Annotated in this window: 21 protein-coding genes; all 21 read right to left on the bottom strand. The window is 60.6% G+C overall.

Going from position 1 to position 25807, the window contains the following annotated elements; translation table 11 throughout:
* Nucleotide 1: 1 nt before the first annotated feature.
* The 21 genes from nuoM to V3W39_RS14580 all read right to left on the bottom strand — a co-directional run bounded on the left by nuoM (nucleotide 2) and on the right by V3W39_RS14580 (nucleotide 25468).
* Nucleotides 2-1534: an NADH-quinone oxidoreductase subunit M gene (gene nuoM, locus V3W39_RS14680; RefSeq protein ID WP_017476147.1), complete on the bottom strand. Its 1533-nt coding sequence runs from the start codon at nucleotides 1532-1534 to the stop codon at nucleotides 2-4.
* A 55-nt stretch (nucleotides 1535-1589) separates the two neighbouring features.
* Nucleotides 1590-3443 carry an NADH-quinone oxidoreductase subunit L gene (gene nuoL / locus V3W39_RS14675; protein ID WP_003219559.1) on the bottom strand — a complete coding sequence of 618 codons (1854 nt, stop codon included), beginning with the start codon at nucleotides 3441-3443 and terminating at the stop codon, nucleotides 1590-1592.
* Nucleotides 3440-3748 (bottom strand): NADH-quinone oxidoreductase subunit NuoK, encoded by a 309-nt coding sequence (nuoK, locus tag V3W39_RS14670; RefSeq protein ID WP_003219560.1) that lies wholly within the window; start codon nucleotides 3746-3748, stop codon nucleotides 3440-3442. Before nuoK ends, nuoL begins: the two co-directional genes overlap by 4 nt.
* Before the next feature lie 2 nt (nucleotides 3749-3750).
* On the bottom strand, nucleotides 3751-4254 hold the full coding sequence (gene nuoJ / locus V3W39_RS14665; protein ID WP_003219561.1) for an NADH-quinone oxidoreductase subunit J: 504 nt from the start codon (nucleotides 4252-4254) through the stop codon (nucleotides 3751-3753).
* A 9-nt stretch (nucleotides 4255-4263) separates the two neighbouring features.
* Nucleotides 4264-4812 (bottom strand): NADH-quinone oxidoreductase subunit NuoI, encoded by a 549-nt coding sequence (nuoI, locus tag V3W39_RS14660; protein ID WP_003174725.1) that lies wholly within the window; start codon nucleotides 4810-4812, stop codon nucleotides 4264-4266.
* A gap of 11 nt (nucleotides 4813-4823) precedes the next feature.
* A complete protein-coding gene (gene nuoH / locus V3W39_RS14655) occupies nucleotides 4824-5831 on the bottom strand; it encodes an NADH-quinone oxidoreductase subunit NuoH (RefSeq protein WP_003219563.1) in 1008 nt (335 codons plus the stop codon).
* Nucleotides 5828-8542: an NADH-quinone oxidoreductase subunit NuoG gene (gene nuoG, locus V3W39_RS14650; protein ID WP_177075797.1), complete on the bottom strand. Its 2715-nt coding sequence runs from the start codon at nucleotides 8540-8542 to the stop codon at nucleotides 5828-5830. The genes nuoH and nuoG overlap by 4 nt, the downstream gene beginning before the upstream one ends.
* A 135-nt stretch (nucleotides 8543-8677) precedes the next feature.
* Nucleotides 8678-10033: an NADH-quinone oxidoreductase subunit NuoF gene (gene nuoF, locus V3W39_RS14645; protein ID WP_177075795.1), complete on the bottom strand. Its 1356-nt coding sequence runs from the start codon at nucleotides 10031-10033 to the stop codon at nucleotides 8678-8680.
* On the bottom strand, nucleotides 10030-10527 hold the full coding sequence (gene nuoE, locus V3W39_RS14640; RefSeq protein WP_003174721.1) for an NADH-quinone oxidoreductase subunit NuoE: 498 nt from the start codon (nucleotides 10525-10527) through the stop codon (nucleotides 10030-10032). The genes nuoF and nuoE overlap by 4 nt, the downstream gene beginning before the upstream one ends.
* A gap of 2 nt (nucleotides 10528-10529) precedes the next feature.
* Nucleotides 10530-12314: an NADH-quinone oxidoreductase subunit C/D gene (gene nuoC / locus V3W39_RS14635; RefSeq protein WP_177042661.1), complete on the bottom strand. Its 1785-nt coding sequence runs from the start codon at nucleotides 12312-12314 to the stop codon at nucleotides 10530-10532.
* Nucleotides 12315-12386: 72 nt separating this feature from the next.
* Entirely contained in the window at nucleotides 12387-13061 is a 675-nt protein-coding gene (locus V3W39_RS14630; RefSeq protein ID WP_003219572.1) for a NuoB/complex I 20 kDa subunit family protein, read from the bottom strand.
* 10 nt (nucleotides 13062-13071) lie between these two features.
* Nucleotides 13072-13485 (bottom strand): NADH-quinone oxidoreductase subunit A, encoded by a 414-nt coding sequence (locus V3W39_RS14625; RefSeq protein ID WP_003219575.1) that lies wholly within the window; start codon nucleotides 13483-13485, stop codon nucleotides 13072-13074.
* Between the two features lie 1356 nt (nucleotides 13486-14841).
* Nucleotides 14842-16167 (bottom strand): isocitrate lyase, encoded by a 1326-nt coding sequence (gene aceA / locus V3W39_RS14620; RefSeq protein ID WP_003219577.1) that lies wholly within the window; start codon nucleotides 16165-16167, stop codon nucleotides 14842-14844.
* Between the two features lie 493 nt (nucleotides 16168-16660).
* Nucleotides 16661-17398, bottom strand: a complete 738-nt coding sequence (locus tag V3W39_RS14615; RefSeq protein WP_177076741.1) for a secretin N-terminal domain-containing protein — start codon at nucleotides 17396-17398, stop codon at nucleotides 16661-16663.
* Nucleotides 17399-17620: 222 nt separating this feature from the next.
* Nucleotides 17621-18043, bottom strand: a complete 423-nt coding sequence (locus V3W39_RS14610; protein ID WP_177113148.1) for a GNAT family N-acetyltransferase — start codon at nucleotides 18041-18043, stop codon at nucleotides 17621-17623.
* Nucleotides 18036-19202, bottom strand: coding sequence for a ribosomal protein uL16 3-hydroxylase (locus V3W39_RS14605; RefSeq protein WP_177042659.1), 1167 nt, complete (start codon nucleotides 19200-19202; stop codon nucleotides 18036-18038). Before V3W39_RS14605 ends, V3W39_RS14610 begins: the two co-directional genes overlap by 8 nt.
* Nucleotides 19203-19286: 84 nt before the next feature.
* A complete protein-coding gene (gene purB, locus V3W39_RS14600; protein ID WP_177042658.1) occupies nucleotides 19287-20657 on the bottom strand; it encodes an adenylosuccinate lyase in 1371 nt (456 codons plus the stop codon).
* A 123-nt stretch (nucleotides 20658-20780) separates the two neighbouring features.
* Nucleotides 20781-21404, bottom strand: coding sequence for a high frequency lysogenization protein HflD (hflD, locus tag V3W39_RS14595; protein WP_010172715.1), 624 nt, complete (start codon nucleotides 21402-21404; stop codon nucleotides 20781-20783).
* Complete coding sequence (mnmA, locus tag V3W39_RS14590) at nucleotides 21401-22525, bottom strand: tRNA 2-thiouridine(34) synthase MnmA (RefSeq protein WP_177076742.1); 1125 nt, start codon at nucleotides 22523-22525, stop codon at nucleotides 21401-21403. Before mnmA ends, hflD begins: the two co-directional genes overlap by 4 nt.
* 59 nt (nucleotides 22526-22584) lie before the next feature.
* Nucleotides 22585-23031, bottom strand: a complete 447-nt coding sequence (locus tag V3W39_RS14585; protein ID WP_177042656.1) for an NUDIX hydrolase — start codon at nucleotides 23029-23031, stop codon at nucleotides 22585-22587.
* A 211-nt stretch (nucleotides 23032-23242) separates the two neighbouring features.
* A complete protein-coding gene (locus tag V3W39_RS14580) occupies nucleotides 23243-25468 on the bottom strand; it encodes an NADP-dependent isocitrate dehydrogenase (RefSeq protein ID WP_177076744.1) in 2226 nt (741 codons plus the stop codon).
* Nucleotides 25469-25807: the final 339 nt, after the last annotated feature.

Here is a 25807-nt window from a genome sequence, read left to right as displayed (position 1 = left end):
CTTACCGGGCCGAAGCGAGTTGAGTGAAGGCGGTGCTGAACCATTGCTGCACGCCATGCATCGTTGCGGCAGAGGTATCCAGGAACGGTTGCGGGTACACGCCGATGAACACCAGCAGTACCGCAAGGCCGAGCACCATGATCAGTTCGCGACCGTCCATGCCGTGCAACACGGTGTCGGACTTGGCCGGGCCGAAGTACGCGCGGTGGATCATGATCAGCGAGTAGACCGAACCGAACACCAGGCCGGAGGTAGCGATTGCACTGATCCACGGTGTATGCACGAAGGCGCCCATCAGGATCAGGAACTCGCCGATGAAGTTACCGGTACCCGGCAAGCCCAGGGAGGCGGCGGCAAAGAACAGGCTGATGGCCGGCAGGTAGGCGATACGCGACCACACGCCACCCATCTCACGCATGTCACGGGTGTGCAGGCGCTCGTACAACTGGCCACTGAGGATAAACAGTGCCGCAGCCGACACGCCGTGAGCCAGCATCTGGATCACCGCGCCTTGCAGCGCCAGTTGGCTGCCGGAGTAGATGCCGATCAGTACGAAGCCCATGTGGGAAACGGACGAGAAGGCAATCAGACGCTTGATGTCGGTTTGGGCGAAGGCCAGGAACGCACCGTAGAAGATCCCGATCAGACCGAGGGTCATGGCGATCGGCGCAAACTCGGCCGAAGCGTTCGGGAACAGCGGCAGGGCGAAACGCAGCAGGCCGTAGGCCGCGGTCTTCAACAGGATACCGGCCAGGTCAACGGAACCTGCGGTCGGCGCCTGGGCGTGAGCGTCAGGCAACCAGGAGTGGAACGGCACCACCGGCAGCTTCACCGCGAACGCGATGAAGAAGCCCAGCATCAGGATGTACTCGGTGGTCAGGGACATCTTGGTTTTCAACAGGTCGGCGTAGTTGAACGTGATCACGCCCGTGCTGTTGAAGTTGACCAGTACCAGGCCCAGGATCGCCACCAACATGATCAGGCCGGAAGCCTGGGTGAAGATGAAGAACTTGGTCGCCGCGTAGATCCGGGTTTTCTTGCCGTCCGAAGAACTGTGACCCCAGAGCGCGATGAGGAAGTACATCGGCACCAGCATCATTTCCCAGAAGAAGAAGAACATGAACAGGTCGAGGGCGAGGAACACGCCGACAACACCGCCCAGGATCCACATCAGGTTCAGGTGGAAGAAGCCCACGTGACGCTGGATCTCTTTCCAGGAGCAGAGTACCGAGAGGATACCCAGCAGGCCGGTCAGCAGGATCATCAACAGCGACAGGCCGTCGAGGGCCAGGTGCACGTTGATGCCGAAGCGCTGGATCCACACGTGCTTGAATTCAAGCGCGAAGGTCGGATCGACACCCGGTGCCGGAGCAAATGAATAGTCACCGTGGGCCCACAGCCAGAGGCCGAGCGCGAGTTCCAGGGACATGGTCAGCAACGCAATCCAGCGGGGGAGGGTGGCGCCGAAGCGTTCACCCATCCAGCAGAGCAGGCCGCCGATAAAGGGGATCAGGATTAGCCAGGGCAGAATCATGACGGGCTCGTTTCCTTTCGCAAGTTCGCAAAGTTCGCAATGTACTTAGACATGGTCAGACCGCCACCACGATGATGGCGCCGATTACCAGCACGGCACCGGCCGCCATGGAAGCTGCATACCAGCGCAATTGACCGGTCTCGCTGCGGCTCAGGGCGGTGTGACCGGCCTTCGCGGCACGCGGGATCAAACCGATGGTCTGGTCGAGCGGGTCTTTGCGCAGTACGTGGCTGATCGCAAGGTAAGGCTTGACGAACAGTTTGTCGTAGATCCAGTCGAAGCCCCAGGCAGCGAACCACCAGGCCGAAAGGAAGCGGCCAATGCCACTGTTGGCGATGGCGGTGACGAAGCGGCGCTTGCCGAGGAACAGCAGGGCGGCCAGCAGGATACCGGCGATAGCGATGGCACCCGAGGCGATTTCCAGGCTGTGCTTGGCGGCGCCACCGGCATGGCCGGCGCTTTCCGGCAGTACACCGGCCAGAGGCGGGGTGATCATGGCGCCGACGAAGGTCGACAGGATGATCAGCACCGACAGTGGCAGCCAGTGGGAAATGCCGTGGCCTGCATGGGCTTCAGTCTTGGCTTCACCGTGGAACGTGATGAAGATCAGGCGGAAGGTGTACAGCGAGGTCATGAACGCACCCACCAGGCCGGCGTACAGCAGGCCGTGGTTACCGCTGGCAAAGGCTTCCCAGAGGATTTCGTCTTTCGAGTAGAAGCCTGCGGTCACCAGTGGCAGGGCCGACAGGGCCGCACCGCCGACGATGAAGCTGGCGTAGGCCAGCGGCAGTTTCTTCCACAGGCCGCCCATCTTGAAGATGTTCTGCTCGTGGTGGCAGGCAACGATCACCGCACCGGAAGCAAGGAACAGCAGGGCCTTGAAGAAGGCGTGGGTCATCAGGTGGAAGATCGCGCCGTCCCAGGCGCCAACGCCCAGGGCCAGGAACATGTAGCCGATCTGGCTCATGGTCGAGTAGGCGAGGATACGCTTGATGTCGGTCTGAACCAGGGCAGCAAAACCTGCCAGTACCAGGGTCACGCCACCCACCAGGCCGACCAGATGCAGAATCTCCGGCGCCAGGGTGAACAGGCCGTGGGTACGGGCAATCAGGTAGACACCGGCGGTTACCATGGTTGCGGCGTGGATCAGTGCCGAAACCGGGGTAGGACCGGCCATCGCATCCGCCAGCCAGGTTTGCAGCGGCAGTTGCGCGGATTTACCGACAGCGCCACCCAGCAGCATCAGGGTCGCCAGGGTGATCCAGAAGTCGCCGACCTGGAATTTCTGCGGTGCCAGCACCAGCAGTTCCTGGATGTTCAGCGTGCCCACTTGTTGGAACAGGATGAACAGGCCGATGGCCATGAACACGTCGCCGATCCGGGTCACGATAAAGGCTTTGAGTGCGGCGTTACCGTTGTTGCGGTTGCTGTAGTAGAAACCGATCAACAGGTACGAGCACAGGCCCACGCCTTCCCAGCCGAAGTACAGGAACAACAGGTTATCGCCCAGCACCAGGAACAGCATGCTGGCGATAAACAGGTTGGTGTAGGCGAAGAAGCGCGAGTAACCGGCTTCACCGCGCATGTACCAGGACGCGAACAGGTGGATCAGGAAGCCTACACCGACGACCACGCCAAGCATGGTGATCGACAGGCCGTCGACGTAGAGGGCGAAGTTGGGCTTGAAGCCCTCCACCGACATCCACTGCCACAGCACCAGGGTGTAGTGGCCGCCTTCCGGCGGCGCGACGTTGAATTGCCAGATGACGTAGGCGGCGACAATCGCCGACAGGCCAATGGAACCCACGCCGACCAGGGCCGAGAGGTTTTCCGACCAGCGTCCACGGGAGAACGACAGCAGCAGGAAACCGATCAGGGGAAATACGAAAGTCAGAAAGATCATGTTCATCCGCGCATCTCACTGGCAGCGTCGATATCAAGCGTGTGGAAGCGACGATACAGTTGCAGCAGGATCGCCAGGCCAATACTGGCCTCGGCGGCTGCCAGGCTGATCACCAGGATGAACATCACTTGTCCATCCGGCTGGCCCCAACGGCTACCGGCCACGATGAACGCGAGTGCCGCGGCGTTCATCATGATTTCCAGGCTCATCAACACGAACAGAATGTTGCGGCGAACCATCAGGCCGACCAGGCCAAGGCAGAACAGGATGCCGGCGACCGCCAGACCATGCTCCAAAGGGATAGCAGGCATCGTCATTGCTCCTTGGCTTCGTTGCGGCCCAAGTGGAAGGCGGTGATGGCTGCAGCGAGCAGCAGCATCGAAGCCAGTTCGACCACCAGCAGGTACGGGCCGAACAGGCTGATGCCCACGGCTTTCGCGTCTACGGTGGTGTGGCCGATGGCCTGGCCGCTCTGGTGAGCGAACAGCACATACAGCAGTTCACCCAGCAGCAGGGCTGCGAGGATCACCGGGCCGAGCCAGATGCCGGGCTTGAGCCAGACGCGTTCCTGGGCGACCGAGGCCGGCCCCAGGTTGAGCATCATCACCACAAACACGAACAGCACCATGATGGCGCCGGCGTAGGCGATCACTTCCAGCACACCGGCGAACGGTGCGCCGAGGCTGAAGAAGGTCATGGCCACGGCGATCAGCGAAATGATCAGGTAGAGCAGGGCGTGCACGGGGTTAGTGTTGGTGATCACGCGAAGCGTGGACACCACTGCAATACCCGATGCGAAATAGAAAGCGAATTCCATCTTTCTTCCTTAAGGCAGCAAGCTCTTCACGTTGATCGGCTCGGCTTCGTTTTGTGCGGCGCCTTTCGGCTTACCGGCAACGGCCATACCTGCAACACGATAGAAGTTGTAATCAGGGTTTTTACCGGGACCAGAGATCAGCAGATCTTCTTTCTCGTACACCAGGTCCTGACGTTTGAACTCGGCCATCTCGAAATCCGGTGTCAGCTGGATCGCGGTGGTCGGGCAAGCTTCCTCGCAGAGGCCGCAGAAAATGCAGCGCGAGAAGTTGATGCGGAAGAAGTCCGGGTACCAGCGACCGTCTTCGGTTTCAGCTTTCTGCAGCGAGATGCAACCCACCGGGCACGCCACGGCGCACAGGTTACAGGCCACGCAGCGCTCTTCGCCGTCGGGGTCGCGGGTCAGGACAATGCGGCCGCGATAACGCGGCGGCAGGTACACCGCTTCTTCCGGGTATTGCAGGGTGTCGCGTTTGCGAAAGCCGTGACCGAACACCATCACCAGGCTTCGCAACTGGGTACCGGTACCCTTAACGATGTCGCCAATATATTTGAACATGGGTCAAATCCTCACTGAACCGCGCCCGCTGGCGTGTTCAACAACACAACGGCAGCAGTCACCAGCAAATTGATCAGGGTCAGCGGCAGGCAGAAACGCCAGCTGAAATCCATCACCTGGTCATACCGTGGACGCGGGATGGAAGCGCGCAGCAGGATGAACAACATGATGAAGAACGCGGTCTTCAGGAAGAACCAGAAGAACGCCAACTGCGGCAGGATGCCGAACGGACCGTGCCAGCCGCCGAAGAACAGCGTGACCAGCAGGGCCGAGATCAAGATGATGCCGATGTACTCACCCACGAAGAACATGCCCCACTTCATGCCGGCGTATTCAATGTGGTAACCGTCGGCCAGTTCCTGTTCCGCTTCCGGCTGGTCGAACGGGTGACGGTGAGTCACGGCGACGCCAGCAATGAAGAAGGTACAGAAGCCGAAGAACTGCGGAATGATGAACCACAGGTTCTGCGCCTGGTACTCGACGATGTCGCGCATGTTGAACGAGCCCACCTGCACCACGATGCCCATCAGCGCGAGGCCCATGAACACTTCGTAGGACACGGTCTGGGCCGAGGCCCGCAAGCTGCCCAGCAGGGCGAACTTGTTGTTGCTCGACCAACCGGCGAACAGCACCGCGTAGACCGACAAGCCGGCCATGGCGAAGAAGAACAGCAAGCCGATGTTCAGGTCCGCCACGCCCCAGGTCGGGGTGATCGGGATGATTGCGAAGGCAATCAGCAAGGCGCTCATGGCCACGACCGGTGCCAGGGTGAAGATCACCTTGTCGGCAAACGGCGGAGTCCAGTCTTCCTTGAAGAACATTTTCAGCATGTCGGCGGCGATCTGGAACATACCAAACGGGCCAACGCGGTTCGGACCGTAACGGTCCTGCCACCAGCCCAGCAGGCGACGTTCGACGAAGCTGAGCAAGGCGCCCGCCACGACCACGGCCAACAGGATCACGATGGCCTTGACCACCGCGATGATCACGTCGATCACTTCAGGGGTGAACCAGGTCATTGAGCTGCCTCCTGCAGACCGTCAACGGTAAGACCAAAGATCGCCGGAGGAATCCCCGCGAGGCCTTTTGGCAATGCAACCAGGCCAGCACCCAACTCTTCGTTGATGCGCAGCGGCAGACGCAGGGTCTTGCCGGCAACGTTCAAGCTGAGCAGGGCACCGTCGTTGACGCCCAGGCGGTCGGCTTCGGACTTGGCTACGGACACGTAGGCGGCCGGAATGCGCTCTTGTACCGGTGCGGCTTTGGAAGAGGTTTCTTCACTGCCGAACAGGTGGAAGAACGGCACAACCTGCCAGGTACCCTGGGCCGGGTTGAACGGACGCGGAACGCTGGCGAACCAGTTCAGCGAGTCACCGGTGCTTTCGATCAGGCGGGTGCCCGGGTCGCCAGCACGGATGTGACCACCGACTTCGTCCTGGAACTTGTTCCAGGCTTGCGGCGAGTTCCAGCCCGGCGACCAGGCGAAAGGCACCTGCTGACGCGGCTCGACCGAACCCGAGTAACCTTCCATGGAGAAGGCGAACGCGGTGTCGTTGTCTTGCGGCGTACGTGGTTCATGCACGCTGATGTCAGCCCGCATGGCGGTACGGCCGGAGTAACGCAGCGGTTCACGGGCCAGTTTCATGCCCTTGATGCGGAACGCGGCAGACGGTGCAGCGTCGACGATACGGGCCAGTTGCGGTGCAGCGGCGGCTGCGGCAGCGGTCACGTGGTCGAGTTGGGTCCAGTCGATCGGCTGGTTCAGCAGGGTAGCGCGCAGGGCATGCAGCCAGCGCCAGCCTTCGTGAACCAGGATGCTGGCGTCCATGTACTTCGGATCGAACACCTGGAAGAAGCGCTGGGCGCGGCCTTCCTGGCTGACCAGAGTGCCGTCGCCTTCAGCAAAGCTGGCGGCTGGCAGTACCAGGTGGGCGCGGTCGCTGGTGGCGGTTTTCTGGTGATCGGCAACGATCAGCACTTTGGCCGCGTTCAGCGCTGCGTCGACCTTGGCCGAATCAGTGCGGGTGTACAGGTCGTTTTCCAGTACCACGATGGCATCGGCGCTGCCGTCGGTCACGGCTTGCAACGCCGCGTCCAGGGACTCGCCACCGAGCATGGCCAGGCCGAGGCTGTTGGCTTCCGGCACGATCAGGCTGATGGAACCGTTCTTCTCGCGCAGCTTCAAGGCCTTGGCGATGTTGGCAGCGGCTTCGATCAGCGCCTTGGAACCCAACGAGGTACCGGCAATGATCAATGGGCGCTTGGCGGCCAGCAGGGCGTCGGCGATGCGCTTGGCCAGTTCAACGGCTTCAGCGTCCAGGCCTTCAACGGCAGGTGCGCTGGCGTCGAGGGCGTGGGCCACGGCGAAACCGATGCGGGCCAGGTCGTCGGGCGCGGCGTGTACGCATTCTTCGGCGATGTCGTCGAGCTTGGTTTCAGCCAGGGATGCAATGAACAGTGGGTTCAGCGCGTGCTGGCCGATGTTTTTCACCGCAGCGTCGAGCCATGGCTGGACGCGCATGGCGTCGGCCATGTCTTCGGCCTTGCCTTTCACCGACTGGCGCAGGGACAGGGCCACGCGGGCAGCCGTTTGGGTCAGGTCTTCGCCGAGGACGAAGATCGCGTCGTGGTCTTCGATGTCGCGCATGTTCGGAACCGGCAGCGGGCTGTCGTTCAGAACTTGCAGTACCAGGCGGATACGCTCCAGTTCACCGGCTTCGATACCCGAGTAGAAGTGCTCGGCACCCACCAGCTCGCGCAACGCGTAGTTGCTTTCGAGGCTGGCGCGGGGCGAACCGATACCGACGATGTTGCGACCGCGCAGCAGGTCAGCGGCTTTATCCAGCGCTTCGTCGAGGCTCAGCTTGGCGCCGTCGGCCAGCAGTGGCTGACGCGGGCGGTCTTCGCGGTTGACGTAGCCGTAGCCGAAACGGCCACGGTCGCACAGGAAGTACTGGTTGACCGAACCGTTGAAGCGGTTTTCGATGCGACGCAGTTCGCCGTAGCGCTCGCCCGGGGAGATGTTGCAACCGCTGGAGCAGCCATGGCAGATGCTCGGCGAGAACTGCATGTCCCACTTACGGTTGTAGCGCTCGGAGTGAGTCTTGTCGGTGAACACACCGGTCGGGCAGACCTCGGTGAGGTTGCCCGAGAACTCGCTTTCGAGGGTGCCGTCTTCAACGCGACCGAAGTACACGTTGTCGTGGGCGCCGAACACGCCGAGGTCGGTGCCGCCGGCGTAATCCTTATAGAAGCGCACGCAGCGGTAGCAAGCGATGCAGCGGTTCATCTCGTGGGAAATGAACGGGCCCAGTTGCTGGTTCTGGTGGGTGCGCTTGGTGAAGCGATACCGGCGCTCGTTGTGGCCGGTCATCACGGTCATGTCTTGCAGGTGGCAGTGGCCGCCTTCCTCACACACGGGGCAGTCGTGCGGGTGGTTGGTCATCAGCCATTCGACGACGCTGGCGCGAAACACTTTCGCTTCTTCGTCTTCGATGGAGATCCAGCTGCCGTCGGTGGCAGGGGTCATGCAGGACATCACGATACGACCACGGGTGTCGTTCTCGTCGGTGTACTGCTTGACCGCGCACTGGCGGCAAGCGCCAACGCTGCCAAGGGCGGGGTGCCAGCAGAAATATGGAATGTCGAGGCCTAGCGACAGACACGCCTGTAACAGGTTGTCTGCCCCATCGACTTCGAGCTCTTTGCCGTCTACGTGGATAGTGGCCATGGTTCAAAGTTCTTCGTTGGCCCGGTGTCAGCGGGCGTGGCTAATGGAATCTTGTTATTCATGTGCATCAACACAGCCTTGAAGGCGTCAGCACATGAGAAAGCGAAGGGCACTGACCCTTCGCCTTTTTAAGCGTTACGCGCCGACTACAATCGGCCTTGCCAGAGGCGGGACGGCGGCGCTTTTGGGCGCGATGCCGGCTTCGAACTCCGAGCGGAAGTATTTGATCGCGCTGCCCAATGGCTCCACGGCGCCCGGTGCGTGAGCACAGAAGGTCTTGCCTGGGCCGAGGAAGCCGACCAGACCCAGCAGGGTCTCGATATCGCCGGGCTGGCCTTCGCCTTTCTCGATGGCCATCAAGAGCTTGACGCTCCATGGCAAACCATCGCGGCACGGGGTGCAGAAACCACAGGATTCGCGGGAGAAGAACTGCTCCATGTTGCGCAGCAACGACACCATGTTCACGGTGTTGTCCACGGCCATGGCCAGGCCGGTACCCATACGGGTGCCCACCTTGCCGATGCCGCCGGCGTACATTTGTGCGTCCAGGTGCTCAGGCAGCAGGAAGCCGGTACCGGCGCCGCCTGGCTGCCAGGCCTTGAGGGTGTAACCGTCGCGCATGCCGCCGGCGTAGTCCTCGAACAGTTCGCGTGCGGTCACGCCGAAAGGCAGTTCCCACAGGCCCGGGTTCTTGACCTTGCCGGAGAAGCCCATGAGCTTGGTGCCCATGTCTTCGCTGCCTTCGCGAGCCAACGATTTGTACCACTCCACGCCGTCGCCGATGATCGCCGGCACGTTGCACAGGGTTTCAACGTTGTTCACGCACGTCGGCTTGCCCCACACGCCAACGGCGGCGGGGAAGGGTGGCTTGGAACGCGGGTTGGCGCGGCGGCCTTCGAGGGAGTTGATCAGTGCGGTTTCTTCACCGCAGATATAACGCCCGGCGCCGGTGTGCACGAACAGCTCGAAGTCAAAGCCCGAACCGAGGATATTCTTGCCCAGCAGGCCTGCTGCCTTGGCTTCTTCCACGGCACGGTTCAGGTGCTTGGCGGCGGTGGTGTATTCGCCACGCAGGAAGATGTAGCCACGGTAGGTTTTCAGCGCGCGGGCACTGATCAGCATGCCTTCGATCAGCAGATGGGGCAGTTGCTCCATCAGCATGCGGTCTTTCCAGGTGTTCGGCTCCATTTCATCCGCGTTGCACAGCAGGTAGCGGATGTTGATGGATTCGTCTTTCGGCATCAGGCCCCACTTAACGCCAGTGGGGAAGCCAGCACCGCCGCGGCCTTTGAGGCCTGCGTCCTTGACGGTCTGGACGATGTCGTCCTGGGCCATGTCGGCAAAGGCTTTGCGCGCGGCCGCGTAACCGTTCTTGGCCTGGTACTCGTCAAGCCATACAGGCTCGCCGTCGTCACGCAGGCGCCAGGTCAGCGGGTGAGTCTCGGCCGACCGCTTGATGCGGTTGGCAGGACCGAAGGAAGTCAGGGTCATGGGTAGCCCTCGAGCAATTGGGTGACGCCAGCAGGCTGCACGTCGCCGAATGTGTCGTCGTCGATCATCAACGCCGGCGCCTTGTCACAGTTGCCCAGGCAGCACACCGGCAGCAGCGTGAAGCGGCCGTCCGGAGTGGTTTGGCCAAGGCCGATGCCCAGCTTGTTCTGGATCTCGCTGACCACGGACTCGTGGCCACCGATGTAGCAGACCATGCTGTCGCATACGCGAATGATGTGGCGGCCAACCGGCTGGCGGAAGATCTGGCTGTAGAACGTCGCCACGCCTTCAACGTCGCTGGCAGGGATGCCCAGGATCTCGCCGATGGCGTAGAGGGCGCCGTCCGGCACCCAGCCACGTTCCTTCTGGACGATCTTCAAGGCTTCGATCGACGCCGCGCGCGGGTCTTCGTAGTGATGCAGCTCGTGCTCGATGGCCGAGCGCTCGGTTTCACTCAAGGTGAAACGGTCTGTCTGGATAAGCGTGCTATTCATGCTTAGCGGTCCACGTCGGCCATAACGAAATCGATACTACCCAGGTACGCAATCAAGTCCGCGACCATTTCACCTTTGATCACCGAAGGGATCTGTTGCAGGTGCGGGAAGCTTGGAGTACGAATCCGGGTGCGGTAGCTCATGGTGCCGCCATCGCTCGTCAGGTAATAACTGTTGATACCCTTGGTCGCTTCGATCATCTGGAAGGATTCGTTGGCCGGCATGACCGGGCCCCACGAAACTTGCAGGAAGTGCGTGATCAGGGTTTCGATGTGTTGCAGCGTGCGCTCTTTCGGCGGCGGCGTGGTCAGCGGGTGATCCGCCTTGTACGGGCCTTCCGGCATGTTGCGCATGCACTGTTCGATGATCTTCAGGCTCTGGCGCATTTCTTCGACGCGCACGATGCAGCGGTCGTAGGCATCGCCGTTCGCCGCCAGCGGGACTTCGAATTCGAAGTTCTCGTAGCCGGAGTACGGGCGTGCTTTACGCAGGTCGAAATCGCAGCCGGTGGAGCGCAGGCCAGCACCGGTGACGCCCCATTCCAGGGCCTCTTTGGTGTTGTACTGGGCGACGCCGATGGTCCGGCCCTTGAGGATGCTGTTGTCCAGGGCGGCTTTCTGGTACTCGTCCAGACGCTTTGGCATCCAGTCGATGAATTCCTTGACCAGGCGTTCCCAGCCACGCGGCAGGTCGTGCGCCACACCGCCGATGCGGTACCAGGCCGGGTGCAGGCGGAAGCCGGTGATGGCTTCGATGACCTTGTAGGCGCGCTGACGGTCGGTGAAGGTAAAGAACACCGGGGTCATGGCGCCGACGTCCTGGATATAGGTACCCAGGAACAGCAGGTGGCTGGTGATCCGGAAGAACTCGGCCATCATGATGCGGATGGTGTCGACCTTGTCCGGCACTTTGATACCGGCCAGCTTCTCGACCGAGAGCACGTACGGCAGGTTGTTCATCACACCGCCGAGGTAGTCGATACGGTCGGTGTACGGGATGAAGCTGTGCCACGACTGACGTTCGGCCATCTTCTCGGCACCACGGTGGTGGTAGCCGATGTCCGGTACGCAGTCGACGATTTCTTCGCCGTCCAGCTGCAGGATGATACGGAAGGCACCGTGAGCCGAAGGGTGGTTCGGGCCCAGGTTGAGGAACATGTAGTCCTCGTTGGTGCCGGAGCGTTTCATGCCCCAGTCTTCCGGACGGAAGCGCGCAGCCTCTTCTTCAAGCTGTTGCTTGGCGAGGGTCAGGCTGAATGGATCGAATTCGGTGGCGCGGGCAGGGAAGTCCTTGCGCAGCGGGTGACCTTCCCACGTTGGCGGCATCATGATGCGCGTCAGGTGCGGGTGGCCCGGGAAATCGATGCCGAACATGTCCCACACTTCACGCTCGTACCAGTTGGCGTTAGGCCAGATACCGGTCACGGTCGGAACGCTCAGGTCGCTCTCGGAGAGGGCTACCTTGATCATCACGTCGCTGTTACGTTCCAGCGACATCAGGTGGTAGAACACGGTGAAGTCGGCGCCGCTCGGCAGTCCCTGGCGCTTGGTGCGCAGGCGCTCGTCCACGCCATGCAGGTCATAGAGCATGACGTACGGCTTGGGCAGGTTGCGCAGGAAGCTCAGGACTTCGACGAGCCTGGCACGCGCCACCCACAGCACCGGCATGCCGGTGCGTGTGGCCTGGGCGGTGAAGGCGTCAGGGCCAAAACGGTTATTGAGTTCGACGACCACATCCTGGTCGTCTGCCTTATAAGGCGGGATGTACAGAGCACTGCCTGTAGTCATGGTTTTTTATCGCTTTCGGTCAACGTAAAGAATGAAGCCAGGTTTTCGTTCTATAAAAGAAGCGGTTCTGGATCAGACTTCGTCGGGGCTGCGCAGGTTGGTTACCTGAATACGCTGTTCGCGGCGCTGTTCCTTTTGTGACGGCATCTCGGCGCGGTATACGCCTTGATCTCCGACAACCCAGGAAAGTGGGCGACGCTCCTTGCCAATCGATTCCTGCAGCAGCATCAAGCCTTGCAGAAATGCTTCAGGGCGGGGCGGGCAGCCAGGCACGTAGACGTCCACGGGCAGGAACTTGTCCACCCCCTGAACTACGGAGTAGATGTCGTACATGCCACCGGAGTTGGCGCACGAACCCATGGAGATAACCCACTTTGGCTCGAGCATTTGCTCGTAGAGACGCTGAATGATCGGCGCCATCTTGATAAAGCAGGTACCGGCGATAACCATGAAATCCGCCTGACGCGGCGAGGCCCGGATAACTTCGGCGCCAAAGCGCGCGATGTCGTGGGGCGCCGTGAAGGCGGTGGTCATTTCCACGTAGCAGCACGAAAGACCGAAGTTGTACGGCCACAGGGAGTTTTTACGCCCCCAGTTGACCGCGCCACTCAGCACGTCTTCCAGCTTGCCCATGTAGATGTTTTTGTGGACTTGGTCTTCTAACGGATCGGAAACGGTTTCCCGTTCGCCGATGGGGTACTGCTCGTTAGGAGCATCCGGGTCGATCCTGGTGAGATTGTATTGCATCGCCAAAGCCTCATTGTTTCAGCTTCGCTTGCCGCTTGCGACGAGCTTCCGGAGCCCAGTCAAGGGCGCCCACTCGAAATAGGTAGACAAGGCCTGCCAACAGAATTGCTATGAAAACGAGGGCTTCGACAAATCCGGTCCAGCCGCTTTCGCGGACGGACACAGACCAGGCAAAGAGAAAAAGGGCTTCGATGTCGAAGATCACGAAGAGCATCGCGACCAGATAGAATTTGGCTGAGAGCCGCAAGCGGGCGCCACCTGTAGGTAGCATGCCGGACTCGAACGGTTCGTTTTTGCTGCGGCCCCAGGCTTTTGACCCGAGGAGGCTGGAGACGCCGAGCATGAAGGCGCAGAGGCCGACGACACCGAGGAGGAAAATGGCAAAGCCCCAGTTGTGGGCCATGAGTCCTGTCGCTTCGGTCATGCTGGAAATCCTTAACAGAGAGCAAAGGTCTCTGAGCTCGAAAAAGTAACGATGCAGTGACGATATGTCGCAGCGCAATCAATCGCGGTGATTTTATGGCTAAACACCGGGCAAGTAAAATTCCTATAGCGAAATTATTCGATGGAATAAGGGCATAGTGCACCTTCTTGGGGCTGTAGGCCTTGTAGGGCGGGCATTAGCGGGCATTTCACCAATTATGTTTTGTTTAAGCTGTAAAGAAGTTTTCATGCTCTAAATGATAATGAATATTGTTTGCGTGGGTTTTAAACAGCTGTTCGGGGTTTAACGGGGGAAGTTGCTGTTACTTGTGTGGGTGATGCTAGTTGGTAAAGCGGATCTTTTAACTGGTTTTGTAGGTGGGGGTACCGCTCTGGATCAATGTTTTGATCGAAAATGGGGGGTGGGAGGGGGTTGTGTACATATCCGTTGCTGCGGTAACGGCGGTTTATGGTTCCGCTCTTACAGCGGGTCACTTTTGGCAAACGCCCGGAATGCCGGCCCAGCCAAAAGTAACCAAAAGGTCTTTGCCCCACCACTCGGTGCCTCGCCTAGGCTCGGCATGCCGGAACGAAGGCCCGTTTCCGCGGGCCGCCGCGACGGGCCATCCATGGCCCGGCGCGGCTAAATCGGCATCCCTGCCGATTTACCCGCTCCACCGTGCCTGCTTGCGGCCATCGTGGTTAACGGGGCCCGCGGATCAAAAGCAAGATCAAGAGCAAGAGCACGGCGGCCTGAAAGCCGACCTGAGTGGTAAAAGCCAGATCAAAAGCCGCTTTTCTGTAGGAGCTGGCTTGCCGGCGATGCGGACAACTCGGTCTTTCAGATACACCGAGGCGATGCCATCGCCGGCAAGCCAGCTCCTACAGTGGATCGTGCTCGCTTTGGATTTTGATGTTGCCTTTGCTTCACCACACTCAAGCCGGCCTGTAGGCCGCTGTGCTGTTGCTTTTGATCTTGATTTTGATCTTAGGCGCCCCGTTAAACCACGCTGGCCGAACGCAGGTAGTACGGAGCGGGTAAACCGGCAGGACGCCGGTTTAGCCGCGACGGGGCAGGGACGCCCCGTCGCGGCGGCCCGCTTCGTGCTACCGGAGCTGAGGGCACACCGAGCCTAGGCGAGGTGCCGAGTGGTGGGGCAAGAGCGTTTTGCTTACTTTTGCGCTCTTCAAAAGTGAGCCGCTGTAAGAGCGGAACCAATAACAGTCATTACCCAAATAATGGATATACACCCAATAACCGAGGCAAAAAAAACGCCCCGAACCAGTCGGGGCGTGATTGTCATGCGGCACTGCGGTTAGGTCTTCCTTGGGGCCGCAATGGCCGTGTACTCAGTACTTAGTGAAACTGCTCTTCTTCAGTCGACCCAGTCAGTGCAGTCACGGACGAGGTACCGCCCTGGATCACGGTGGTCATGTCGTCGAAGTAGCCAGTGCCCACTTCCTGCTGGTGCGCCACAAAGGTGTAACCCTTGGCAGCGTCAGCGAATTCCTGCTCCTGCAGCTTCACGTAGGCAGTCATGTCGTTGCGGGCGTAGTCGTGCGCCAGGTTGAACATGCTGTGCCACATGTTGTGAATGCCGGCCAGGGTGATGAACTGGTGCTTGTAGCCCATGGCCGACAGTTCGCGCTGGAACTTGGCGATGGTCGCGTCGTCCAGGTTCTTCTTCCAGTTGAAGGACGGCGAGCAGTTGTAGGACAGCAGTTGGTCCGGGTATTCCTTCTTGATCGCTTCGGCGAAGCGACGAGCTTCGTCCAGGTCCGGCTTGGCAGTTTCGCACCAGATCAGGTCGGCGTACGGCGCGTAGGCCAGGCCGCGAGCGATCGCCTGGTCGAGACCGGCACGCACTTTATAGAAGCCTTCCTGGGTACGTTCGCCAGTCACGAACGGCTGGTCGTACGGGTCGCAATCCGAGGTCAGCAAGTCAGCCGCGTTGGCGTCGGTACGGGCCAGGATGATGGTCGGCGTACCGGCCACGTCAGCTGCCAGACGAGCAGCGGTCAGCTTCTGCACCGCTTCCTGGGTAGGCACCAGAACCTTGCCGCCCATGTGGCCGCATTTCTTCACTGACGCAAGCTGGTCTTCGAAGTGAACGCCGGCAGCGCCTGCTTCGATCATGCTCTTCATCAGCTCGTAGGCGTTCAGTACGCCGCCGAAACCGGCTTCAGCATCAGCCACGATCGGCGCGAAGTAGTCGATGTAGCCTTCGTCGCCCGGGCCTTTACCGGCTTTCCACTGGATCTGGTCGGCACGGCGGAACGAGTTGTTGATGCGCTTGACCACGGTTGGCACGGAGTCCACCGGGTAAAGCGATTGGTCGGGGTACATGGATTCAGCGGAGTTGTTGTCCGCAGCCACTTGCCAGCCGGACAGGTAGATCGCCTGGATACCGGCTTTTACCTGTTGAACCGCTTGGCCGCCAGTAAGGGCGCCCATGCAGTTGACGAAATCTTTCTCGGGGCGGAAGGACGGCTTGGCACCCTGGGTGACCAGCTTCCACAGCTTCTCGGCGCCGAGTTTTGCAAAAGTGTGCTCGGGTTGAACCGAGCCACGCAGGCGGACGACGTCAGCAGCGGAATAAGCGCGGGTCACGCCTTTCCAGCGTGGGTTTTCAGCCCAGTCTTTTTCAAGGGCTGCAATTTGCTGTTCGCGTGTCAGTGCCATGGGGAAAAACCTCGTCGCATAGGTCTAGGTGGAAAATTCCATTTGCCAGCCACGTATCAGTGCGTGGTTATGGCTGCTCGCTGACCAGAAGCTTAGGCGGTCAAGTCAGGCTTGGCGGGGAAGGCGACGGGATGAACGATTGGCTCAAGGGGGAGTTGAGCAGGTAAGGGCGAACTGCGAACGGTCTTCGGGCGTCGTGGGCCTTTGTACGATCCATCAGTGTGTTGCCGGGTTACCTGGGTAGCTTCCGTCCCTCGGGACAACTTCGTTCCAGTCGCAACCTCGTCAAACACACCTTGTGGGCGGTACAGACACGAATCGGCTCAGGTGGGTGGCTTTGAGCGACGATCCGAAGGCCCTTGCCAGGGCCCCTGATTAGCGGGAGCGAGGCCATCATGCCCATGCTTTTTTGGATCGTCAAATGTTTTGTAGTGCTTTTTTTAAAGCACTACATCTTTAGTCTAATACGACCCGTCAGTCAGTTTTTGGTGCTTCAGTTCAGGGTGTCGACTTTGACCCGCAAGCTCAGGTCATCACGGCCCTGAGTAGAGTAGCTGCGGGTTGTAGTGCTTTTTTCGGCCTGAGTCTGGCGATTGATACCGGCCAGGGTGATCCACTCGCCCAGGCGTCCGCTGACGGTTGTGTCGGTGCTTTGCACGTTCACTACATCGGGACGTTCCTGGCTCATGCGGTCACGGTTGGTACTGATGCTCAGGTGAACGGTCTCACCGGTGACGCTAGCTGTCACGTAGAAGCCCTGGGTCACGTTGCGATACTGGGTCTGGTTTTGCGGGCGACCGTAGGCGTCGGGCTGGGTGGTGGTGAGCGGCACGCTCTGCCCGACCTGGATCAGCGCGGGCACACCTTCGCTGGCCTGGATCTGCTGGATCCCGCCGTCGCGGCTTTCAGTGCTGTAGGTGATCACCTGGGTTTGATTATTGCCGTTGCTTTGCTGGTTGTTCTCGTTGGTGTCGACCGTGATCAGCAGGCGTTTGGACGGCGTATCCAGTTGGGAGAGCAGGGCGCGCAGGCCCTGGATCTTGTCCGGCTCGGCATTCACGATCAGTTGGTTGCCGTAGGCGCTGACGGTGCCGTCCTTGCCGATGAAGTTCTGCGCCACCGGGAGCAGGTCGGCGCTGGTGCGGTTGCTCAGGGGCACCACTTCGGTGGCGGCCATCACCGAGAAGCTGGTGGCCAGGAGCACAGTGGTGAGCAGGGTGCGTAGGGACATGTCCGTTATCTCTGCGAGTCATTTAGGCTAGATAGTGCCAGTTTGTCGGCTTTGTAGCCCGCAAGTTGAATCCTGGACGGCAAAAGGCCCCGGCATCGGTGGATGACAGGGCCTTTTGGGGTGTTGCTGATACCGCTATCGCAGGCAAGCCAGCTCCCACATTTGGAATGCATTCTCCTGTGGGAGCTGGCTTGCCTGCGATGGGAGCGACTCGGTCTAACGTCAGCCTTCGCGCACCATATCAACATGAGGAATCCCGACTTCCAGGAACTCATCGCTGACAATCTTGAAGCCCAGGCGCTCATAAAACGGCGCTGCATGGACCTGTGCACTGAGGATCTGCCGGGTCTGGCCGCGTTTCTCGGCCTCGCCAATCACCGCTTCCATCAGCTTGTCGCCCACCTTCAGGCCGCGCCAGTCCTTGAGGACTGACACGCGGCCGATCTCGCCCGTAGGCAGCAGGCGGGCGGTGCCGATGGGGAAGTCACCTTCGAACGCGAGAAAGTGCACGGCACCTGCGTCGTCAGCATCCCATTCCAGCTCCGGTGGAACCGATTGTTCAGCGATAAATACCGCTTCACGAATGCGCCGTATCTCGGCGATATCCTTTTGCCAGTCCGCGACACCTACGTGAATCTTATTCATCGGCAAACCCCAGGCTCCCTTGCTTGACCAGCTCCCACAGCAGGGCGCAGCCATCTTCATCCGCCAGCCATGGGCCGAGGTTGTCGATGTGCAGCGCGTCGGCGGCGCAAACCAGCTTCAACAGTTCCCGCAGCTTGCCCGGCAACAGGCGGCTCTGGCCGCTGGCGAACAGCAGCAGGTCGTCGTCCACTTCGGACCAGGCCAGGCGGGCGCTCGGGTTGCGGATCAGCACGGCGCCGCTTTCCAGGCTGCCCAGCAGGTCTTCTTCTTCCACTTCCGGGCCGGCGACCAGTTCCGGGTAGCGCGGCTCGGTCATGAACTGGCCGAACCAGGTCAGCAGCATGCGCTCGTCGCTCATGTGCTCGGCCAGCAGGCTTTTCAGGCGGTCGAGGGCGTCGCCCTGGATCTGGTGCGGGTCGCTGACCGGCTGGGCATCGGCGTCGGTGTAGCGCTCTTCGTCGGTCAGGTACTGGCTGAGGAAGTCGGTGAAGTGGGTCAGCACTTCAGCGGCGCTAGGCGCGCGGAAGCCTACGGAGTAGGTCATGCAATCATCGACGGCAACACCGCAGTGGGCCAGGCGCGGCGGCAGGTAGAGCATGTCGCCCGGTTCCAGCACCCATTCGGCGGTCTCTTCGAATTCGGCGAGGATGCGCAAGTCCGCGTGTTGCAGCAGCGGGCTTTCGGAGTTGCACATCTGGCCGATCTTCCAGTTGCGCTTGCCGGAACCTTGCAGCAGGAACACATCGTAGTTGTCGAAGTGCGGGCCTACGCTGCCACCCGGGGCGGCGTAGCTGATCATCACATCGTCGATGCGCCAGCTTGGCAGGAAACGAAAGTTTTCCAGCAGCTCGGCCACTTCCGGCACGAACTGGTCGACGGCCTGCACCAGCAGGGTCCACTCACGCTCGGGCAGGGTGCTGAAGGCATCTTCGGCGAACGGGCCGCGACGCAGCTCCCACGGACGCTCGCCGTGTTCGATGATCAGGCGCGACTCGACTTCTTCTTCCAGCGCCAGGCCGGCCAGTTCGTCGGCGTCGATCGGGCTTTCGAAGTCAGGAATGGCCTGGCGGATCAGCAGGGGTTTTTTCTGCCAGTAGTCGCGCAGGAACTCGCGTGCCGTGATGCCGCCCAGAAGTTGAAGAGGAATATCAGGATTCATGTGTAACCTATTGAAAAAAAGCACTTTTCAGACGGGAATAAAAACGCCCGGCGCTGCCGGGCGTCTCAAAGGGTCAAGCAGCTGTCAGATGCGTTTGGCTTGGGCCACAGCGTTGCCGATGTAGTTGGCCGGGGTGAGCAGTTTCAGCTCAGCCTTGGCGGCGGCTGGCATGTCCAGGCCGTCGATGAAAGTTTGCAGCGCTTCAGAGGTGATGCCCTTGCCGCGGGTCAGCTCTTTGAGCTTCTCGTACGGATTTTCGATGTTGTAGCGGCGCATCACGGTCTGGATCGGCTCGGCCAGGACTTCCCAGCAAGCGTCCAGGTCAGCGGCGATTTTCTGCGCGTTGAGCTCCAGTTTGCTGATGCCTTTGAGGCTGGCTTCGTACGCGATCACGCTATGGGCAAAGCCCACACCGAGGTTGCGCAGTACGGTGGAGTCGGTCAGGTCGCGCTGCCAGCGGGAGATCGGCAACTTGCTGGCCAGGTGCTGGAACAGGGCGTTGGCGATACCCAGGTTGCCTTCGGAGTTTTCGAAGTCGATCGGGTTGACCTTGTGCGGCATGGTCGACGAACCGATTTCACCGGCAATGGTGCGCTGCTTGAAGTAGCCCAGGGAGATGTAGCCCCAGATATCGCGATCGAAGTCGATCAGGATGGTGTTGAAGCGCGCAATCGCGTCGAACAGCTCGGCGATGTAGTCGTGGGGTTCGATCTGCGTGGTGTACGGGTTGAAGCCCAGGCCCAGCTCGTCTTCGATGAAGGCGCGGGCGTTTTCTTCCCAGTCGATCTCAGGGTAGGCCGACAGGTGAGCGTTGTAGTTGCCTACGGCGCCGTTGATCTTGCCCAGCAGCGGTACGGCAGCGACTTGAGCGATCTGACGCTCCAGGCGGTACACCACGTTGGCCAGTTCTTTACCCAGGGTGGTCGGCGAAGCCGGCTGGCCGTGGGTGCGCGACAGCATCGGCACATCGGCGAAACGGATCGCCAGTTCGCGGATGGCGTCGGCGGTCTGGCGCATCAGGGGCAGCATCACGTCATCACGGCCTTCGCGCAGCATCAGGGCGTGGGACAGGTTGTTGATGTCCTCGCTGGTGCAGGCAAAGTGGATGAACTCGCTGACCTTGGCCAGTTCCGGCAGCTTGGCCGCTTGCTCTTTGAGCAGGTATTCGATGGCTTTTACGTCGTGGTTGGTGGTGCGCTCGATCTCTTTCACACGCTCGGCGTGCTCCAGAGCGAAGTTTTCCGCCAGGGCGTTCAGCACTGCGTTGGCTTCGGCGGAGAACGCCGGCACTTCGCTGATTGCAGGGTGAGCGGCCAGGCGCTGGAGCCAGCGCACTTCAACCAGAACACGAGCACGGATCAAGCCGTATTCGCTGAAAATAGGGCGCAGGGCCTGGGTTTTGCCGGCGTAGCGGCCGTCAACAGGGGAAACCGCAGTGAGCGAAGAAAGCTGCATGGGGTGTTCTCGGACAGTCGGGCAACGAAATGGGGCGCGTATCATACATGAAAAAATCCGCCGGTCCGTTGCCAACTGACCGGCGTATTACGCGTGGGGCTATAAAAAATCGGTTGCTGCGACTTATTCGTTGCGCATCAACGGGTAAAGCTCTTTCAGCAATTTGCGCCGGCTGATCACCAACTGCCAGCGATGACCGCCCAACTGGCGCCACAACCGCGCCGAACGAATGCCGGCCAGGAGCAGGGCGCGGATTTTCGAGGCGTTGTTCGGTTGTTGCAGGTTACGCATGTCGCCGTGCACCTGGATCCGCTGGCGCAGGGTACTCAGGGTGTCCTGGTACAGCGCGCCGCAGGCTGCGATCACGTTTTCGTGGGCCGGGCCAAAATGCTCGACCTGGGACTGAATCTGCGGCAGGCGCTTGCCGATGGTTTCCAGCAGGTCGTCGCGTTTGGCCAATTGACGCTCGAGGCCGAGCATCGACAGGGCGTAGCGCAGCGGCTCGCGCTGCAAGGTGCTGGGGTCGCGCTCGAGGGCGCCGACCAGCGCGCGATAACCTTCACGCAGGGCCAAGTCATCGCCACCATACACTTCCAGGGTGTCCTTGGGGTCGCGGATCAGCAGGCTGCCGAGCATGCAGGTCAGGCCCGCCTCGGTGACCTGGCCGGTCTTGGCGATCTTGTCCACCAGCACCGCAGCGAGAAACACGCCGCCCAATGCCGTCAATTGCTCCTGGGTCGGGCTCATGCCTGGCTGCTCCAGGGTTCGGCAACTTCGATCACTCCGCCCCCCAGGCAAATCTCTGCGTCGTAGAACACTACCGATTGGCCCGGCGTTACGGCACGTTGCGGGTCATCGAAGGTGGCGCGATAGCCCGTGGCGGTTTTTTCCAGGGTGCACGGCTGGTCGCTCTGGCGATAACGCACTTTGGCGGTCAGGCGGCGCGGGCTGCTCAGGTCGACCGGGTTGACCCAGTAGATGTCCGAAGCGAGCAGGGCGCGGGAGAACAGCCATGGGTGGTCATTGCCTTGGCCCACGATCAGCTCGTTGTGCTCCAGGTCCTTGACCAGCACGTACCACGGCTCTTCGCCGGCGTCTTTCAAGCCGCCGATGCCCAGGCCCTGACGCTGGCCGATGGTGTGGTACATCAAGCCGTGGTGACGGCCGATGACTTCGCCTTCGGTGGTCTTGATCTCACCCGGTTGCGCCGGCAGGTATTGCTTGAGGAAGTCGCTGAAACGGCGTTCGCCAATGAAGCAGATCCCGGTGGAATCCTTCTTCTTGGCAGTGGCCAGGCCGTGTTTCTCGGCAATTGCGCGCACTTCGGGTTTTTCCAGCTCGCCCACCGGGAACAGGGTCTTGGCGATCTGTTCGCCGCCAACGGCGTGCAGGAAGTAGCTCTGGTCCTTGTTGGCGTCCAGACCCTTGAGCAGTTCGGTGCGGCCATCAATGTCGCGACGGCGCACGTAGTGGCCAGTGGCAATCAGGTCGGCACCGAGGATCATTGCGTAGTCGAGGAACGCCTTGAACTTGATCTCGCGGTTACACAGGATGTCCGGGTTCGGCGTGCGACCTGCCTTGTATTCGGCCAGGAAGTGCTCGAACACGTTGTCCCAGTACTCGGCGGCGAAGTTGGCGGTGTGCAGCTTGATGCCGATTTTGTCACAGACGGCCTGGGCATCCGCCAGGTCGTCCATGGCGGTGCAATATTCCGTTCCATCGTCTTCTTCCCAGTTCTTCATGAACAGGCCTTCCACCTCATAACCCTGCTCCATGAGCAGAACGGCGGAAACGGAAGAATCCACGCCGCCGGACATACCGACGATGACGCGCTTCTTTTGTGTGTCAGAAGGGGCTGGATCACGCATAGGATTTCAACGGGTGTCTTTAAAAAGGACGCGATTCTAGCAGGCTCGCGTCTGCAAGGCTAAAGAGAAGGGCGGATCAATTCGAGGCTGTGGCGTTGGCCGGCCAGATAATCGTCGATGCAGCGGATAATCAGCTCGCTGCGCCAGTCCTCGCGCAGGCCCATCAATTCGTCGCGCGTCAGCCAGCGGGCGCGCACGATGCCGTCGTCCAGCTGATAGTCCGGGTGGTGTTTCAGGGCCTTGGCGGTGAAGCACACGCGCTGATAGGTCACGCCGTTGCTGGGGGCGGTGTACAGGTAAATCCCGACGATCCCGGTGGCTTCGACGTCCCAGCCGGTTTCCTCGAGGGTTTCGCGCACGGCGGCCTCGGTCAGGGTTTCGTTCGGGTCGAGATGGCCAGCGGGCTGGTTGAGCACGGCGCGGCCGCCCTTGAGTTCCTCGACCATCAGGAAGCGGCCGTTGTCTTCGACGATGGTGGCGACGGTGATGTGGGGTTGCCAGGTCATAGGTGCCTCAATGTGTAGTAACTGAAGAAACTCGTTCAGTGTGGGAGCTGGCTTGCCTGCGATAGCAGTCTGTCAGTTGACCCAGATGCAGCTGAACCACCGCTATCGCAGGCAAGCCAGCTCCCACATTTGATCGGGGTTGTTCTATGAAATAGGGGGCACAAACAGAAACCCCGGCACATGGCCGGGGCTTCTTTGCATCCTTACAACCTTACTTCAACTTGGCAATTGCCGCATTGAGGGTGTTGCTTGGGCGCATGGCCTTGCTGGTCAGCTCCGGGTTCGGCGCGTAGTAGCCACCGATGTCCACTGGTTTGCCCTGGACGGCGTTGAGCTCGGCAACGATGGTCGCCTCGTTCGCGGTCAGGGTTTTGGCCAGTTCACCAAACTGCGTTTGCAGTGCAGTGTCTTCGGTCTGGGCAGCCAGGGCTTGAGCCCAGTACAGCGCCAGGTAGAAGTGGCTGCCGCGGTTGTCGATGTTGCCGACTTTGCGCGATGGCGACTTGTTGTTGTCGAGGAACTGGCCGGTGGCCTGGTCCAGGGTCTTGGACAGTACCAGGGCTTTCGGGTTGTTGTAAGTCACCCCCAAATGCTCGAGGGAAGCGGCCAGGGCCAGGAACTCGCCCAGGGAATCCCAGCGCAGGAAGTTCTCTTCAACCAGTTGCTGTACGTGCTTCGGAGCCGAACCGCCGGCGCCGGTTTCGAACAGGCCGCCACCGTTCATCAGCGGCACGATCGACAGCATCTTGGCGCTGGTGCCCAGTTCCATGATCGGGAACAGGTCGGTCAGGTAGTCGCGCAGTACGTTGCCGGTCACCGAGATGGTGTCCAGGCCCTTGCGGGTGCGCTCCAGGGTGAACTTCATCGCGTCGACCGGCGACATGATGCGGATGTCCAGGCCTTCGGTGTTGTGGTCTTTCAGGTAAGCCTGAACTTTCTCGACCACCACACCGTCGTGAGCGCGCTGTGGGTCCAGCCAGAAGATGGCCGGGGTGTTGCTGGCGCGGGCACGGTTGACGGCCAGTTTGACCCAGTCCTGGATCGGCGCGTCTTTGGTCTGGCACATGCGGAAGATGTCGCCGGCTTCGACAGCCTGTTCCATCAGCAGGTTGCCCTTGCTGTCGGTGACGCGAACCACGCCGTCAGCCTTGATCTGGAAGGTCTTGTCGTGGGAACCGTACTCTTCGGCTTTTTTCGCCATCAGGCCAACGTTCGGCACGCTGCCCATGGTGGTTGGGTCGAAGGCGCCATTGGCCTTGCAGTCTTCGATCACTGCCTGGTAGATGGTGGCGTAGCAGCGATCCGGGATCACGGCCTTGGTGTCGTGCAGTTGGCCGTCGGTGCCCCACATTTTGCCGGAGTCACGGATCATGGCAGGCATCGAGGCGTCGACGATGACGTCGCTCGGCACGTGCAGGTTGGTGATGCCTTTGTCCGAGTTGACCATGGCCAGGGACGGACGAGCGGCGTACACCGCCTGGATGTCGGCTTCGATCTGCGCTTGCTGATCGGCCGGCAGGGCCTTGATGCGGGCGTACAGGTCGCCGATGCCGTTGTTCAGGTTAAAGCCGATCTGCTCCAGCACGACAGCGTGCTTGGCCAGTGCGTCTTTATAGAACTCGGCAACGATCTGGCCGAACATGATCGGGTCGGAGACCTTCATCATGGTGGCTTTCAGGTGGACCGACAGCAGTACGCCTTGTTTCTTGGCGTCTTCGATTTCAGCGGCGATGAAGCTGCGCAGGGCATTCTTGCTCAGCACGGCGGTGTCGATGATCTCGCCAGCCTGCAAACTGGTTTTTTCTTTCAGGACGGTAGCGGTACCGTCCTTGGCGATCAGTTCGATCTTGACGGCGTCAGCCGCTTCGATCTGTACGGCTTTCTCGCTGCCGTAGAAGTCGCCGTTGCTCATGTGGGCCACGTGGGACTTGGAGTCCGCAGCCCAGGCGCCCATTTTGTGCGGGTGCTTGCGTGCGTAGTTCTTGACCGACAGCGGTGCGCGGCGGTCGGAGTTGCCTTCGCGCAGTACCGGGTTCACGGCGCTGCCCTTGACCTTGTCGTAACGTGCACGGGTTTCTTTTTCCGCGTCGGTGGTTACGGTTTCCGGGTAGTCCGGCAGGGCGTAGCCCTGGGCCTGCAGTTCCTTGATCGCAGCTTGCAGCTGAGGAGTCGAGGCGCTGATGTTCGGCAGCTTGATGATGTTGGCTTCAGGCGTAACGGCCAGGTCGCCCAGTTCGGCGAGGTGGTCCGGGATAGCCTTGGCGCCCAGTTGCTCGGGGAAGCTTGCGAGGATGCGCGCGGCCAGGGAGATGTCGCGGGTTTCCACGGCAATATCAGCGGAAGCGGTGAAGGCCTCTACGATAGGCAGCAGTGAATAGGTGGCGAGGGCTGGGGCTTCGTCGGTGAAGGTGTAGATGATCTTCGAGCGGGTGGGCATATTCGGATTAACTCTCTTCTTTGCTGAAAGCATGCGCAGAAACTCGAGATGCGCCGGGTAAAGCGCGTTCGTTCAAAGTCATCCATGAGCGAAATGTCGAAGTTTCTTCGCGGTGATGTTGGGTTGCATCAGTCGAGCGTCAAGCGGGTGGGCTGCTGTGGCAACCCGGCTTATTCAGGCGGAGGGCTACAATGTAGAGCGGTCGGCCGTCGTGACTCTTTGGTCAGCGGCGGCATTATACATAGGTCGCTATGCTTACGCCGAGCCTTCATACAAAAGGTGTGTCGTCCATTGGTCTAAAGGTCGCAGGCACCGGGTTGCGCCTAAAGTCGCATGATG

The organism is Pseudomonas sp. Z18(2022) (assembly GCF_036346535.1).
GTDB lineage: Bacteria > Pseudomonadota > Gammaproteobacteria > Pseudomonadales > Pseudomonadaceae > Aquipseudomonas > Aquipseudomonas yamanorum_A.
This window is presented reverse-complemented; position numbering and strand designations above follow the sequence as displayed.